The 15,358-nt window shown below is 43.6% G+C and carries 10 protein-coding genes; 7 read left to right on the forward strand and 3 right to left on the reverse strand.

From position 1 onward, the window contains the following. A partial coding sequence (gene alsS / locus B7C60_RS18200; protein WP_245868763.1) for an acetolactate synthase AlsS occupies positions 1-1,079 on the forward strand: 1,079 nt, incomplete at its 5' end. Next, complete coding sequence (gene budC, locus B7C60_RS06850) at positions 1,076-1,834, forward strand: meso-2,3-butanediol dehydrogenase (protein ID WP_099611009.1); 759 nt, start codon at positions 1,076-1,078, stop codon at positions 1,832-1,834. The genes alsS and budC, both read left to right, overlap by 4 nt. Before the next feature lie 279 nt (positions 1,835-2,113). Here the strand turns inward: budC and B7C60_RS06855 are convergent, their stop codons facing one another. Next, on the reverse strand, positions 2,114-4,093 hold the full coding sequence (locus B7C60_RS06855; protein WP_099611010.1) for a TonB-dependent siderophore receptor: 1,980 nt from the start codon (positions 4,091-4,093) through the stop codon (positions 2,114-2,116). A 26-nt stretch (positions 4,094-4,119) separates the two neighbouring features. Between B7C60_RS06855 and B7C60_RS06860 the strand changes: the two genes are divergently transcribed. From B7C60_RS06860 to B7C60_RS06880, 4 genes are all read left to right on the forward strand, one after another. Then, positions 4,120-5,196: a helix-turn-helix transcriptional regulator gene (locus tag B7C60_RS06860; RefSeq protein ID WP_099611011.1), complete on the forward strand. Its 1,077-nt coding sequence runs from the start codon at positions 4,120-4,122 to the stop codon at positions 5,194-5,196. A 390-nt stretch (positions 5,197-5,586) separates the two neighbouring features. Continuing rightward, entirely contained in the window at positions 5,587-5,799 is a 213-nt protein-coding gene (gene cspE / locus B7C60_RS06865; RefSeq protein ID WP_099611012.1) for a transcription antiterminator/RNA stability regulator CspE, read from the forward strand. A 691-nt stretch (positions 5,800-6,490) separates the two neighbouring features. After that, the gene (locus B7C60_RS06875; RefSeq protein ID WP_099611014.1) at positions 6,491-7,864 is read left to right on the forward strand and encodes a DEAD/DEAH box helicase; all 1,374 of its coding nucleotides are present in this window, start codon (positions 6,491-6,493) and stop codon (positions 7,862-7,864) included. 91 nt (positions 7,865-7,955) lie between these two features. Next, positions 7,956-9,086, forward strand: a complete 1,131-nt coding sequence (locus B7C60_RS06880; protein WP_099611015.1) for a conjugal transfer protein TraF — start codon at positions 7,956-7,958, stop codon at positions 9,084-9,086. A 136-nt stretch (positions 9,087-9,222) separates the two neighbouring features. Here B7C60_RS06880 and B7C60_RS06885 read toward each other — a convergent pair whose 3' ends face one another. Both B7C60_RS06885 and B7C60_RS06890 read right to left on the reverse strand, forming a co-directional pair. After that, positions 9,223-11,748 (reverse strand): zinc-dependent metalloprotease, encoded by a 2,526-nt coding sequence (locus B7C60_RS06885; RefSeq protein ID WP_099611016.1) that lies wholly within the window; start codon positions 11,746-11,748, stop codon positions 9,223-9,225. Positions 11,749-11,891: 143 nt separating this feature from the next. Next, positions 11,892-13,100: a NupC/NupG family nucleoside CNT transporter gene (locus tag B7C60_RS06890; RefSeq protein WP_099611017.1), complete on the reverse strand. Its 1,209-nt coding sequence runs from the start codon at positions 13,098-13,100 to the stop codon at positions 11,892-11,894. Between the two features lie 661 nt (positions 13,101-13,761). Here B7C60_RS06890 and astB point away from each other — a divergent pair. Beyond that, positions 13,762-15,105, forward strand: coding sequence for an N-succinylarginine dihydrolase (gene astB / locus B7C60_RS06895; RefSeq protein ID WP_099611018.1), 1,344 nt, complete (start codon positions 13,762-13,764; stop codon positions 15,103-15,105). The last annotated feature ends 253 nt before the right edge of the window (positions 15,106-15,358 follow it).

Below are 15,358 nucleotides of genomic sequence, written 5' to 3' on the forward strand. Positions count from 1 at the left end.
TGCTTGGCCTACATGCAAGCGATCAAATGACCGCCTCTATGATCAGTCGATTTTTACAAAAAATGCAGTTACCGGTAGTGGGGACTTATCAAGCGGCAGGCGCGGTAGATATTAACTATTATCACCATTTTGCTGGCCGCGTCGGATTGTTCAATAACCAACCAGGAGATGTGTTACTGCAAGAAGCGGATTTAATCATCACTATTGGCTTTAACCCCATCGAATACGACCCAGAACTGTGGAATACGCGTCGTTGTCCGATTATCCATATTGATATTGAACCTGCACAGTTCCAACAGTATTACCAACCATGCATTGAAGTGGTTGGTCATATTGGAGCAACGTTACAAGCTCTCTGTACACAGATGACCGAATTTGCTTGTTTATCACCCAAGGCATTATCGATTTTAGAAGAAGTCACGCAGCAAAGGCATATTCTAAAAAACTATCCAATTAGGCAGCAAGCGGCGGGTTTTCATCCTCTGAGCTTGATTAAAATCATGCAGGCGATCATTACCCCCGATACGACCTTGTGCCTTGATATGGGGAGTTTTCATATTTGGATTGCGCGCTATTTAAGCTGCTTTCGAGCTCGGCAGATGTTAGTTTCGAATGGTCAGCAAACCATCGGCGTTGCGCTACCTTGGGCGATTGCCGCGAGCCTATTAAAACCGGGACATAAAGTGGTTTCAGTTTCTGGTGATGGTGGCTTTATGCAGTCGAGCATGGAGTTAGAAACCGCAGTGCGTTTAAGATGCAATATTGTGCATATTATCTGGGTTGATCATGCTTACAACATGGTCGAAATGCAGGAACAACAAAAATATCAACGCAGCTCGGGGGTAAAATTTGGCCCAATTGATTTTCAAGCTTACGCGCAATCGTTTGGTGCGCATGGATTTGCTGTGACCCAAGCGGATCAATTAATGCCTATCCTTCGCCAAGCCATGGAAGTCGAAGGGCCAGCAGTTGTCGCGATTCCAGTGGACTATTCAGATAACTACAAATTAATGCAGGCTCGTAGTGAGCAGCATCAAGATCCTATTTTTCAAATCAATCATGAAGGAGTTTTGCTATGAAAGGGTTAACCAATAAAGTCGCGATCATCACCGGTGCCGCTAATGGCATTGGTTTAGCGATTGCACAGCGTTTGTATGATGAAGGCGCTCAGTTGATGCTAGCTGACTGGGATCAAGAGCAATTGCTGAATGCTTTAGAGCATTTTGATAAGGCTCGTGTTGCCGCGCAGAAAGTAGATGTATCCGATGCCCAGCAAGTGACCGCCTTGGTTCAAGCCTGCGTTGAGCGCTTTGGTCAACTGGATATTTTAGTTAACAACGCGGGGATTCATATTCCCGGAACGGTACTGGAATGTAGCGTAGAAGACTGGCAGAAAATTTCGGCAGTCAATATCGATGGGGTGGTTTACTGCGCGAAATTTGCCTTACCAGAGTTATTGAAAACCCGTGGCTGCATTGTGAATACCGCGTCAGTTTCTGGTCTAGGTGGTGACTGGGGCGCTGCATTCTATTGTGCAACGAAAGGCGCTGTCGTCAATTTAACGCGTGCGATGGCACTAGATCATGGTTTAGACGGTGTTCGTGTTAATGCGGTATGCCCAAGCTTAGTGAAAACCAATATGACCAATGCTTGGTCGGATTCAGTGCGAGATAAATTTAATGAACGTATCCCACTAGGGCGAGCCGCTGACCCCAAAGAGATAGCAGCGGTAGTGGCATTTTTAGCCAGTGATGATGCTTCATTTATCAATGGTGTGAATTTACCGGTTGATGGTGGCGCGACGGCTTCAGATGGACAACCGAAAATCGTGTAACGTGTTAGTGGCGGTTGAGGACTATGTTGATATATCGGTGTATCTGCAACAAAGACGGATTTCATTATCAACGCGGCCTTGAATTTGTCTCATATTATCGGCACGTTACACGCAAAATGGCGACATAACACCATGAAGTATTTTGCTATGTGTCCAGAATGTTGATTGATCAGATATGGTTAAACTCCTCGCATAAAAAGCCCGCCCCGTGCCGGTCTCTTGATCACATTTCTAGATCAAGAAACCGGCACGGTACGGGCTTTTATGGTGCCTCAAAAATTAGAATTGATAAGCGGCGGATAATTTATAACTACGGCCTGGTTCTTTATCATCCAAGGTGAAACCTCGTGCTGCACCAAGACGTGATGCGTGAGAGGTATAAGTTTCATCGAATACGTTGTCGATACCGAAGGTCAGCACTAAGTTTGGTACCGTGTATGGCGTCCATTGCGCATAAAGGTTGTGCACATCGTAACCTTCTTTTTTCGCGCTACCTTGAACCACGTTATCTTCATCTAAGACGATAATAGAGTTCCAGCCAAATAGCGTATCAATTGAATCAGCTTGGTAGCTCAGTGTTAGCGCTATGCTGTCACCCATATCGGCACTGGTGTCATCCGCATTGAGTAATGGCCCGCCATTGGTTAAATCTTTGGTATCTGATCGAGCGTACGCAAGCTTTGTGCTCAAGGCTTGATAAGTGTAGGTGGTGCTAAGTTCAAAACCTTTCACTTCCACATCACCGACATTGCTGATGAGGTAATTATTGTCTGTACGAATATGGTCATTAATTTTGGTTTTAAATAGGGTAAGGTTTGTACCGATGAAGTGTTCGCCAAACTGTTTGTCAAAGCGTACACCTCCTTGCGTATTGAGACCAGTTTCTGCTTTGATGTTATCCGCTAGATAAGTAATATCTTGATAGCGAACAAAAGTCTCTAGTAGTTCTGGGCCTTTAAATAGTGAACGGGCATTGGCAAATAGAGTCCAATTGCTATTCACATCCCATTCTGTACCGAGTGACCAAGTTAACCGGTCAAAGTCTTTTTTACCGGTAACGGCCTTGCGTTGAAAGTCATCGAAGCGTAGGCCGCCAGTGAGTGACCAAGCCTCAGTGGCGTATAATTTATTTTCTGCAAATGCTGCGGTAGAAATCGTTGATTCTTTCATAAAGGATGTATTGCCATAGCTGGCTTTACTGGTTTGATCGATGTAGTCCATCCCGTAGGTAATTTGGTTACGAAGATTGGCCAGTTGATAATCTGACTGAAAGAGAGCATTAATACCCACATTGCGATTTGTGGCGGTATTGCGCGATACGCGGTTACTTGGCCAAGCGCCAGCCATCACGCTTTCATCACGATCGATTTTGGTTTGGCTACTGTAGAGCGTCACTTTACCTTGGTGTTGTGCTGTCTTCAGTTCATATGATCCAGTAATGGTATCGCGATCATAATGGGTTGGAATTAAACGATTTTGACTCAAACCTTCATTTGCGCTGCCCGCCATATCAGCTCGTGGCCGGTAATCACCTTCATCACGATACGCGTCATAAGCAAGCTGGAAACGGTGTCCATCGCTTGGCTCAAAACCGATTTTAGCAAGAACATTATAGGTATCCCCTTCAACACCAAAGGTTTTTTGACCATCACCCTCTTTGAAATCACCGCGGGAGATGCCTTGAACATATATCAGTGCATCGATAGTCTGATTCAATTGACCATAAACAGTCACGGAGCCTTGTCGGCTATTATTAGAAGAATAACCACCAAACACGCGAGTACCGAACGTTTCACTTCCTACCAACAAATCTTTGGCATTTTTGGTTTCAAAATAGACTGCGCCGCCAAGACCACTTTGAGTGACGGAGTTATTACCGACCTGAACGTTGGCAGATTTTAAAATATCAGGGTTCAAGGTTAAGTTACCGACATGGTGGAACATATTGGCATGTTGAGAAGCGCCATCGAGACGAATATCTAGATCGGTTTCACCCAAGCCACGAATATTGATTCGTTGATTCACTGAGTGTGTTCCTCCGACGTCGACACCTGGAATATCACGTAGCAAATCTGACATATGATCTGCTTGTTTGAGTGATAAATCATCGGTCGTCAGCGATTCTGAGCTGCTTGATACTTTGGTTCCCCAAACGACAATATTGTTCTGATCTGGTGCGGTTTCTTGTTGAGCAAGGGCGTGGGTTGATATTGCTGCGGTGATGGCAAGCCATAACGCTGACTTATTGCAAATATCCATACTGACTTTAGTCCTCAAAAATACAAATGATAATAATTCGCATGTATGTTAAATTGAGAGCCATCGAGAAAAAAGTTGAACAGATTATGCAAAATCGCACATCAGTTATGGAAAACAAGCACAGGCCTGCTCAGCAAGTAATACGACAAACGATTACTTTAGCGCGTCATGTCATCACCGATCAGGATGAGGTCATCATTGCTCAGCAATCCAATCAGCCCGTAATAGCGCGAGGTCGATTTATTGAATACACCAGCCCAAGCGGGTTTACCTTGCATGGCGGTTGTAGTCATGAACTGATTGATTGTGATGTGGTGACGACCAGTGCACCGGCCTTGGTGATAATCCTTTTAATGGAAGGAACGTTAAGTTTTGCTTATGACGATCTTAAGTTTAATTTGTCGGCTAATGTTGAGCCTCAAGCGTTGATGGTGAATGTATTGCAGCCTTGTATTTTCCATCGTCGCCTACATCAAGATATGCAAGTACGTAAACTCACCATCACCTTACCGCAGGACAAATTACAACCATTTGCAGTCCAAGAGTGCCCGCTGCATCATTTTATTCAACAAGATAAAGTATTCACGCATTTGATGCTGGCTACCGATAGCTGGCAAACTGTAGCGAACTTGCTTAATAAGCCTGAGTCGCAAACGCTCAGTTGGCATATTACCCGAGAGGCGATGAGTTGGCGATTGATCCAAGACGTCATGCTACAGTGCTCGCTAGCGACGGTTGATCATCGTTCAGCGTTACCTCGCGATGAGCCAACAGAAAGTGTCATTGACGATGTCCTACATTACATTGATCAGCATCTCTACGATGAGCTTAGCTTGGCTAAGCTTGCAGACCAACATGCGATGAGCGTCTCTACTTTGCAGCGAAAGTTTAAATATCGCCTTAATATGACGATGGCACACTACATCCGCCATCGTCGTCTGCAATTCGCGCGTCAGAAACTAGAACGCGGTTTAGTGACGATTACCGAGGCGGCTTATGAAGCAGGTTATTTACACCCATCCAACTTTACGGCAGCTTTTAAAAAAGCGTTTGGTTCTTCCCCTCAGGTTTTTCTTGAACAAACCCCATTTAGTACAAGGTGAGCGTAAGGCGTTCAACTTAATAAAACCGGTGCTCATGGGGATGATGAGAGCCATCGGTGGCTCTCATCAAAGGCCAGCCTACGGCTGTTCAAAATTGTGCCAGACAAATTTATCACTCATTTGCCGCCGACCTGCAACTCCACGTTGTTTGGGGATAGCAATAAAGCATTTAAATAATGCTTTACATCATAGACTATTTGATTAATAATAGCTTCGCTCTGTTGTTCAGAGTTATTAATGAAAAATAAAGTGTAGTAAAACCCTCAGAATATCTTCGTCACCGTTGCAATCCTCAGTGTTTCCCTTAGCTTCATCGTTACATTCAATAATTCAAGCTCAGTGCATCGCATTTTGCGGTATATTTTATGAATTTTAAATTAAGGGACACATATGTCTAATAAAACAACTGGTTTAGTAAAATGGTTTAACGAAGAGAAAGGCTTTGGCTTTTTAACTCAAGATAATGGCAATGCTGACGTATTCGTTCATTTCCGTGCTATTGCTTCTGAAGGTTTTAAAACCTTGACTGAAGGTCAAAAAGTTTCTTTTGATGTAGAGCAAGGGCAGAAAGGTCTTCAAGCTGCGAACGTTGTTGCTCTATAATCGTATTGTAGGGTGTTAATAAAGTAATTTTATTGGCACCCATATTGACTGCTATAATTTTATTTATACACACACCATAAAAATATTAAACATTTCTTACATCTACCTCTGTGTTTTTGTCGTTACGTTCCTTATTTTCTTCGTTGCATTATTATAAATAGATTTATTTTATTAAATATTTTAGAGCGAGCTATATAATTATATCGCTTTAAAATGCTTAAAAAGCTAAGGATGCTTATGTCTCGTTCTATTGGTCGTAAACGGTTTTGGTTTCAACAGCGATCACAACAAAATACCATGAATAAAAGTAAAAAAATCGAAGTTCATCAATGATTGTTCATTTCTTTGTTAATCAACATCACTGGAGTTCTGATATCCATCAATTAAATAGTGATGTATTGACTCGGCATGTTTTAGCTAAAGCCAATGTCGATACTTGTATTCATTTCACTTATTGTGAGCAAACTTGCAAAGGCGAAATAAAAAATACAAATAATCATTTAATTGGATCCTTTTCGGTTTGTTAGTGGCGTCAGGTTGACGAAAATTCGTCAGGCTTTACTGATGACATGATCAAGGCGTTTCGGTTGATAGGCAATTAACGGTTGCGACTCAATCGTAAAGGCCTCAGAATGGCCGCCTTTCGTGGCCATGCCACGTTGTTTATTTATATTACTATTGAGAATTATATATGAGTTTTACCTCGCTTGGTCTGTCTGCACCAATCCTGAAAGCAATTCAAGAGAAAGGATACGATACACCTTCTCCTATCCAACAGCAGGCGATTCCTGCGGTATTAGAAGGTAAAGATGTCATGGCGGCAGCTCAGACCGGAACAGGTAAAACAGCGGGTTTTACATTACCAATTCTTGAACGTTTATCGAAAGGCCCGCGGGTTCGAGGTAATCAAGTTCGCGCTTTGATTTTAACCCCAACCCGTGAATTAGCAGCACAGATCCAAGATAATGTTTTTATGTATGGACGTCATTTACCGCTCACCAGTGCTGTGGTATTCGGCGGAGTGAAGATTAACCCGCAAATGCTGCGTTTACGCAAAGGGGCGGATGTATTAGTGGCCACGCCGGGACGTTTGATGGATTTATATCATCAAAATGCGGTGAAATTTGATCAGTTAGAGGTTTTAGTCCTCGATGAAGCCGACCGTATGTTGGATATGGGGTTTATTCGTGATATTCGTAAAATCTTAGCATTACTTCCAGAAAAACGACAAAATTTACTCTTTTCTGCGACGTTTTCCAGCGAAATTCGTCAACTGGCGAAAGGGCTTGTAAATAATCCGATTGAAATTTCAGTTAGTCCAGCGAACTCTACGGCCAGAACCGTTGAGCAATGTATCTATCCTGTTGATGTAAAAAAGAAAGCACCAATGTTGGTGAAATTAATTAATGATGGGAATTGGCAGCAAGTTTTGGTGTTTATGCGCACCAAACACGGTGCAAACCGCCTTGCAACTTATCTAACTGAGCAAGGGATTACCGCGGCGGCGATTCACGGAAATAAGAGCCAAGGCGCTCGTACTAAAGCTTTGGCGAACTTTAAATCTGGTGAAGTGCGGGCATTAGTGGCGACAGATATTGCTGCTCGTGGCATCGATATTCCTCAGTTGCCGCAAGTGGTCAATTTTGAACTGCCTAATGTTGCCGAAGATTATGTGCACCGCATTGGCCGAACGGGCCGAGCTGGTGAAGTCGGTAAAGCGATTTCCCTTGTCTGCGCGGTAGAAGCTCCAGAATTATTTGCCATTGAACGTTTAACTCAAACGTTACTAACTCGGATAACGCTAACTGGTTTTGAACCCGTGAATGCATTGCCAGAGTCCAAATTAGATACGCGTGCGAAAAAACCTAAAAAACCGAAAAAGTTGAAAAATCTCACCTCTGTATTGCCAGAAGTGAAATCGGCGCAAGGTACGCCAGAGGGGAGAAAAAACCGGACTAGCCAGCCTGAGCGCCGTCATACTCCGAGAAGCGCAATAAAGCCGAAGTTTCAGCGAGGTTCTGGAGACACCAACCGCCGTGTTCAACCGAGCCGTGAAGCCTCTTAGTTTTTTAGACACGAATCTCGATTTTTATCCCTCTCCTGTCTCGAATGTATTAATCTTATGGATGAGTTTTTAATTCAGGATTGTAAAGAATATGAAAAAATACACACAACTGGCAGTGGTGCTGGGCGTATTGATGAGTGGCAGTAGCTATGCAGCAAATATGGTGGCTGATGCGAGAGGGAATGCAATGGGAAATACTGGGGTAACAACCTCTAATTACTTATTAGCGCCTTTTTATAATCCCGCGCTGACGGCTGTTTATCAAAGTCGAGATGATTTTGGCGTATTGTTGCCTGCGGTAGGGATTAATCTGCGTGATAGTGATGATAACCTGTCAACGATTGATGATCTACAAGATACAATCAAAGCGTTTGAAGCCGGGGATATATCACCTGCGAATCAGGCCCGTTTAAGTCGTTACTTAGATGAATTAAGCACCAATAAACCTTTTGCGGTATCGGGTGGTTTGGGGGTTGCAGTCGCGATTCCGATGAATAAAATATCGCTGAATTTTTTCTCGCGTGGTTATGTGGAAATTCAAGCCGATGCGCAGATAAGTCAGGATGCTGATATCGAAGATCGTTACCAAAATTCTGCGGTTGACTTGATGGCATTCGGTTATTCCGAATATGGTCTTGCTCTAGCCAAGACAATAACCTCGCGTGGCCATCATTGGGCTGTGGGTATTTCTCCAAAAGTTCAACAGCTTAAAACGTACCATCAAACGTTTAGTGTGCAAGATTTTGATCTTGACGACTATGATCAGAGTGAGGTGAGCAAAAGCGCCTTTAATCTTGATTTAGGGGTGGTTTATTTTAAAGACAATTATCGCGCGGGTATTGCGGTAAAAGATCTCTTTAGTCAAACCATCGCAACTTTTAACGATCAGAGTCATTATAAACTCGATACTCAAGTGACCATTTCTGGTGGCTATGTATCGGATTTTTTCACCGCAGCTATTGATATGGATGTGACCAAGCAATCACGCTTTGAGGGAAAAATCGATGATACTCAGTTTTTGCGTTTCGGTGTCGAGGGTAATGCATGGGGTTGGGCACAATTGCGCGCAGGGTATGAAGTTGATCTACAAGATAATTTAGACAATACGGTTACCGCGGGGATTGGTTTTAGCCCGTTCAGTGTGGTTCGTTTTGATCTTGCAGGAAATTACGCGGGTAAAAACCAGTTGGGTGCCGCCGCTAATATTTCATTTACCTTTTAAGCGGCTGAGCGACTAGCTTAACAAAGCCACTAGATTAAAATGGCCCAAAGCCGCTGGTGTATACCTTAACGGCTTTGGGCCGAACACTTCAAACTTTCTCTGGTCGGTTATCCCTCATTCCTCATTTTGGGGTATTTTATTTTCGCGCTTTATCTATCATTTGATTAATAAACTGATAATGATTTTTCACTTCATCACTCACATGTCTCGATATGCGCATTTTACGAATTGCGTTGAGTTGAGCTAAGGCTTCAGATCGAGTCACAAAATCATGTTCACTTCCACTTTCTGGATCGAGATTCGCGATTACAATCAAGCGCTGTACATAACTGACTTGTAACATTTGGCTAATGGTATTGACCTGTCTTGCATCGACAAAAATAGCCTGAGTTAACTCACTCAGCATTTGATTCACAGTGTATTGATTACCATACAATTGGCTATCACTCAGACGCATCGTGACGCTCGGATGCAGTAAATGATCGAGAATTATTTGCTGCATCACAAATAAACGCTGGTGAGGTTTTGGATCTTCATTCATATTGTATCGTTCAAAGCCGCGTCGTTGCGGTTGCATATAATTGAGCAGCGGCATCATTTCTTGCAAGACATCAGGGGCAAAAACATAGCGTGCTAAGGTGCGCATCGCCCGTTGTTGCTCGGCGAGCGGTACCGGGGTAAACGGTTTGACGGCAGATTGTTGTCCAACCACTGCTCGTTCGACATAAATACCGCCAATATAGCGCGAAACCACATTAGCCTGATTAAGGTAGTGGTCAAATAACACATTAGCGCTGCTTAATAGTTGCTGATGGGATTGGCCCGCTACCCGGGTTGTTTGCAACAGTTGAGGATAAGTCTGTTTAATTAGCTCAAAACGTTGCGTGGCATAGGTAATGGGATCTGAGCTATGTGCGCCAATCATTGCGCGTGGGTCGATATGTACTCCAGGTAAACGCATATCATCTGCGTCGTTAGCAAATGCCAATTCAGGTTGATGAGAACGTTGGAGAATACGCTCTAAACGTTGAGATTCTTGCTCAGCATCAGCCAGTGCGGGTGAGTAACCATATTCAATCGCCCAAATATCGTAAGGTCCGGGTAAGTAGCTGTAATAATCACCTTGAACAGTACCCATTGGTGCTAAGTTAATCGGTGCGTAATCCATGACTGATCCAGATAAGACCCCTTTAGTGAGCGATTTATCATGAATTTGGTTATTATCCCATAATGAATGGGCTTTCATATTATGGCTTAGCCCAAGAGTGTGACCAATTTCGTGCATCACCAAATGACGTAAACTTTGCTGTAAGCGCTCATTATTGGCAAACTGTTCCCCGCTAGGCAAGCCATACGTTGCGTTTGCCATCAGCAAACCTTGATGTAAAGAATCAGCTGCAGAGCAATGTACCTGTGGCCCGTTAACCATGTGAGAGGGCGACGATTTTAGTGGTGCAAACACTTGCCCTGTTCGCCAAACGTTAGTCAAAAAGGCATGTTCTAACATAATGTTAGCTGCAATAATCTCACCCGTTAAAGGGTTGGCCAGGGAAGGGCCGTAACCGCCAAATGATGGTTGAGGTGAAGAGGCCCAACGCAAGACATTATAGTTAATATCCCCAGCTTGCCACTCAGCATCGTCAGGTTGTTCTTTAACGACCAGAGCATGTTTAAACCCGGCAGCTTCGAACGCGATATTCCAGCTTTCTACACCTTGACGAATGGTGTCTCGCCATTCATAGGGAGTGGTATTTTCTATCCACCACACGATCGGTTTGACCGGTTCGGAGAGCGCTTGTTCGGGGTGTTTTTTCTCTAAGTGCCAGCGATTAATGACATCGCCATAAGGTGCCCAACTGCTCTCCGTCATTCGATCAAACGACTGTGTAAAGTAGCCTATACGAGCATCATCGGCACGGGGTTGATAATTATTGTCTGGTAAAGCAATTAATGAATGCTGGAGCCGAATCTGAGTGATCCGCGCATCGGCTTGTGCGGTAGAGTAGTGCTGTGGCTCATTGTTCAAAAACACGTAATCTACCACGATATCGACATTACGTGGGTAGATACGTTCAGCACTAAAACGTGAGCGATGCTCAAGTAGATCGCCCATTATAAAACCTTGTTCTATTGAATGGTTATCTAATGTTGGGGTCAGTTTATGCAGCGCATCGCTAATGAATAATCGATCAGCACTGAGTAAAATATTTCCCTCTTCTTCGGCGATAATGGGCAAGGTTGCCAACGTAGCTTGACTAATATTGGCGTTAGCTGCACGAGAGAGCGGATGATTCACGTCAAATTGAAAGCGAGGATTTAATGCCACGATATCAATTCTATCAAAATAGCGACGAAACTCGATGATGCGGGTTTGACGATAGTTGCCCCGGAAATGTCCCGTTTCGACAATACCATCTAGGCTTTGGGCGAGATAAATCATCGGATGATGGAGTTGTGATTCGTGGATAGAAAACAAGGTTTCACCGGTAATTTGATCGCGATAAAAGTTAAGAAAACCCTCCTTATGGCTCATGGTTTCTACAATATTGCGATAGCTTAGTGAGTGAGCATCTGGCGGGGGGCTTGCTGACACAGGAAATGAGATCAAGAGCGCACTGGTGAGTAGTGCAACGACAGTTTGTTGACGAAAATGCATTATCATGCGGAACGATCCTTTATTATTGGAGATAATTCTCCCGATTTGATGCACTAGCAATTTGGCTTGTTACTCAGGTTGACACTTACGGGACTTGATACGGGCCAAGCCATCGATAAGGAAGGACAACGCCTTCCTTATTCGATATATTAAATGGAAATAAATAAGCCAGCTAAACAGGCACTCATTAAGTTAGCAAGTGTACCTGCGACAACGGCTTTTAAGCCCAAGTTTGCGACTTCTGCGCGGCGCTCTGGTGCCATCACCCCTATAGAGCCTAATTGGATAGCGATTGAACCGATATTAGCAAAGCCGCATAACGCAAAAGTAATCACGACTTGGGTATAGCTTGATAGCGTTTCTCTTCCTTGAATAAAATCAATAAAAGCAACAAATTCATTCATAATGACTTTTTGCCCGATGTAAGATCCAGCCTGTACCATTTCATTCGCTGGTATTCCCAAGATCCAAGCGAGAGGGGCGAATACATAACCCAATAATAATTGTAACGTGATGCCTTGCATACCGAATAACTCGGCAAAGCTTTCCAGCCCAGTATTGACCATCGCAATGACACTGACAAAAGCGATTAGCATGGTACCAACCGCAACCGCAACCTTCATACCATTCATCGCGCCACTAGCTAGCGCATCAATGACATTACTTTGTTCACTACCATCAATGTGTACGTCCGTTTGATCGCCGGGTTGTTCGGTTTCCGGCACGATTAATTTGGCCATCAATAAGCTACCCGGTGCAGCCATAAAGCTTGCGGCAATCAAATATTTCAATTCGATGCCTAAGCCAGCATAACCACCAAGCACGCTACCTGCTACAGAAGCCATGCCGCCCGTCATAACGGCAAACAGTTCTGAACGTGTTAATTTAGGCAGAAAAGGTCGTACTAATAATGGTGATTCGCCCTGTGATAAAAAAATATTACCTGTTGCCACTAACGATTCCGCTTTACTGGTTCCTAAAAAGCGCTGTATGCCGCCGCCTAACCAAGCGATCACTTTCTGCATAATGCCTAAATAATAAAGTGCAGAAATTATGGCGCTAAAAAAGATAATGATAGGTAATACCCGAATCGCAAAGATAAAACCGGTATTGGCTAAATCACCAAAGAGAAAAGCGATTCCGACATCGGCAAAGCCGAGTAGGCTAGCGACACCTTGGCTCAATGCGCCTAGAGCCGCTTGTCCCCATGGGAAGTAGAGGACTAGTGCAGCAAAACTAATCTGGAGTAGTAAGGCGCGTGAAACGGTTTTCCAATTAATAATCGAGCGTCGTTCAGACAGCAGGTACGCTAAAGCAAGCAGTACTAGCATGCCTAGTAAGCTAAAAAGAATATTCATAATAGTTTTCGATGAGTTGTGTCAATAAAAAGGGAAGAGTTGCGATAGAAATAAAAGTGGAGAAACAAGCAACGGCACTGACTTGCAGTGAAGGATAAATAAAAGACCCATGCGGTCGCCTTTGTTTGTTCATAAAGCACCTTTACAAGCAATGTTAACGAGCCGGTCCCCTCCTAGGGTCATTCACTATTCCATATGACAGCTTGTATTGGTGAGTTCGGATAACCACCGAGCGCGGAGTATAGCGGTATAAGAGGTGACTTTCATCACATTTATTCAGTAATGAAAATCACTATTACTTTTTCTATTTGACGGTGCGGCAGTATTCGCTACGTCCATTGGTCTCCATCCTATGGTGACTTAAATCTATAGAGACGGGTTTAGGAGCGGTACTTTGTAACTTATTAATTAACGTTATTGAGGCATATTGATGGGAAGAGATCGGGTAACAAAGTATTTGGCTGAAGAGGAATGAATAACAGCGTGGTTGTTTGTTTTTTGTTAAAGAATTTGTGTTTTTTTAAGTCTTTACTTTATTATCACCGTTGTGTGGTGAAGAATAAAGATTCATCAGGTGGTGTAAAATGGCATGATTCGCCTCAATGATATTCAGTTCACCATAAAATCGATGAATAGAACCTTAGTCAAAGGAGTGCAGGTAATGCCGACTTATGAAGTGAATTTTGATGGTTTGGTTGGGTTAACCCATAATTACGCTGGGCTGTCATTAGGTAATCTCGCCTCTACAGCGAATCAACATGCAGTGGCAAATCCTCAGTTGGCGGCCTTGCAAGGGCTGAAAAAAATGAAAGCACTGGTCGATATCGGATTTAAGCAAGGGGTGCTTCCTCCACAAGAAAGGCCCTGCATCAATAGCTTACGTTTGCTTGGTTTTTCTGGCACTGATGCGCATATTTTAGGCCAAGTCGCAAAAAAAGCCCCGTACCTTTTAGCAAACGTGAGTTCGGCATCGGCGATGTGGGTTGCGAATGCTGCAACAGTTTCTCCATCTGCTGATACGCAGGATAATAAAGTTCATTTTACGGTGGCAAATCTCACCAATAAATTTCATCGTTCGATAGAGGTAGAAACGACGAGACAAGCCTTACAAGCGACGTTTCGAGCAAAAGAACACTTTGTGCATCATACACCACTACCTTTGCAGGCGCAGTTTGGTGATGAAGGCGCTGCCAACCATAATCGTTTATGCGCTGATTATGGTAAACCGGGGGTTGAAGTTTTTGTGTATGGACGGCAAGCATGGGGAGGGAGTGTTGAGCCCCGCTATTTTCCCGCGCGTCATACTCGTGAAGCGAGTGAGGCGATTGCTCGCCTACATCAATTGGCGGATGAACATTGTGTGTTTGTACAACAAAACCCACAAGTGATTGATCAAGGCGTCTTTCATAATGATGTGATTGCCGTGGCCAATGGCCCAGTGCTTTTTTATCATCAGCATGCATTTCTTGATAAATTACGTGCATTTGAGCAAATTACTCGCCAATTAAGCCAGTTTGAATGTCAGTTTGTGCCGATTGAAGTACCAAACCATACCGTCTCCGTTGAGGAGGCCGTGAGGACTTATTTGTTCAATAGTCAGTTACTGAGTAAAGCTGATGGAAAGATGTTGATGATTGTACCAGAGGAGTCTCAGCAACATACGCGTGTTTGGGCTTATTTAAATGATTTAGTTAGCAGCGGTGGCCCGATTAATGAAGTAAAAGCGTTTGATTTAAGAGAAAGTATGGCAAATGGCGGTGGGCCAGCTTGTTTGCGGTTAAGGGTAGTACTTAATCAACAAGAATTGGCAGCCACTAATCCAAATACTTTGCTGGATGATCATCTCTATCACTCGCTAACCCGTTGGGTGAAAAAACATTATCGAGATCGATTAACGGAAGCTGATCTCGCTGACCCTGTATTACTTAACGAGAATCGTACCGCTTTGGATGAATTGACTCAATTGATGGACTTAGGCTCCCTTTACCCATTTCAGCGTGATTAATTAAACGGAAGCATCACGGGAGAGTGTCTCACTATTGATACTTTTGTTGATTTTATCGCTAGGGAAGGGGATTAAAATGGAAACAACCTCTCAAAAATGTTGCTCTGCTCTAAGATAAATAAACCGGTTTAAATGATTTGCGGCGCAGTTAACAGAGCAGTACATAAGCCATTGAGTTACCGTGTGCTATTTTCTAATTTTATAGCAAGGTTACTTGATTTAGGCGCCCGCCATGCTTTCTCGAACGCTCTCT

The sequence above is a fragment of the Vibrio fujianensis genome (assembly GCF_002749895.1).
Classification (GTDB): Bacteria; Pseudomonadota; Gammaproteobacteria; order Enterobacterales; family Vibrionaceae; genus Vibrio; species Vibrio fujianensis.

Coding starts and splice junctions, on each gene's coding strand:
- cspE (WP_099611012.1), top strand. CDS start 5,587: ATGTCTAATAAAACAACTGGTTTAGTAAAATGGTTTAACGAAGAGAAA.
- budC (WP_099611009.1), top strand. CDS start 1,076: ATGAAAGGGTTAACCAATAAAGTCGCGATCATCACCGGTGCCGCTAAT.
- B7C60_RS06875 (WP_099611014.1), top strand. CDS start 6,491: ATGAGTTTTACCTCGCTTGGTCTGTCTGCACCAATCCTGAAAGCAATT.
- B7C60_RS06855 (WP_099611010.1), bottom strand. CDS start 4,093: ATGGATATTTGCAATAAGTCAGCGTTATGGCTTGCCATCACCGCAGCA.
- astB (WP_099611018.1), top strand. CDS start 13,762: ATGCCGACTTATGAAGTGAATTTTGATGGTTTGGTTGGGTTAACCCAT.
- B7C60_RS06885 (WP_099611016.1), bottom strand. CDS start 11,748: ATGATAATGCATTTTCGTCAACAAACTGTCGTTGCACTACTCACCAGT.
- B7C60_RS06860 (WP_099611011.1), top strand. CDS start 4,120: ATGATAATAATTCGCATGTATGTTAAATTGAGAGCCATCGAGAAAAAA.
- B7C60_RS06880 (WP_099611015.1), top strand. CDS start 7,956: ATGAAAAAATACACACAACTGGCAGTGGTGCTGGGCGTATTGATGAGT.
- B7C60_RS06890 (WP_099611017.1), bottom strand. CDS start 13,100: ATGAATATTCTTTTTAGCTTACTAGGCATGCTAGTACTGCTTGCTTTA.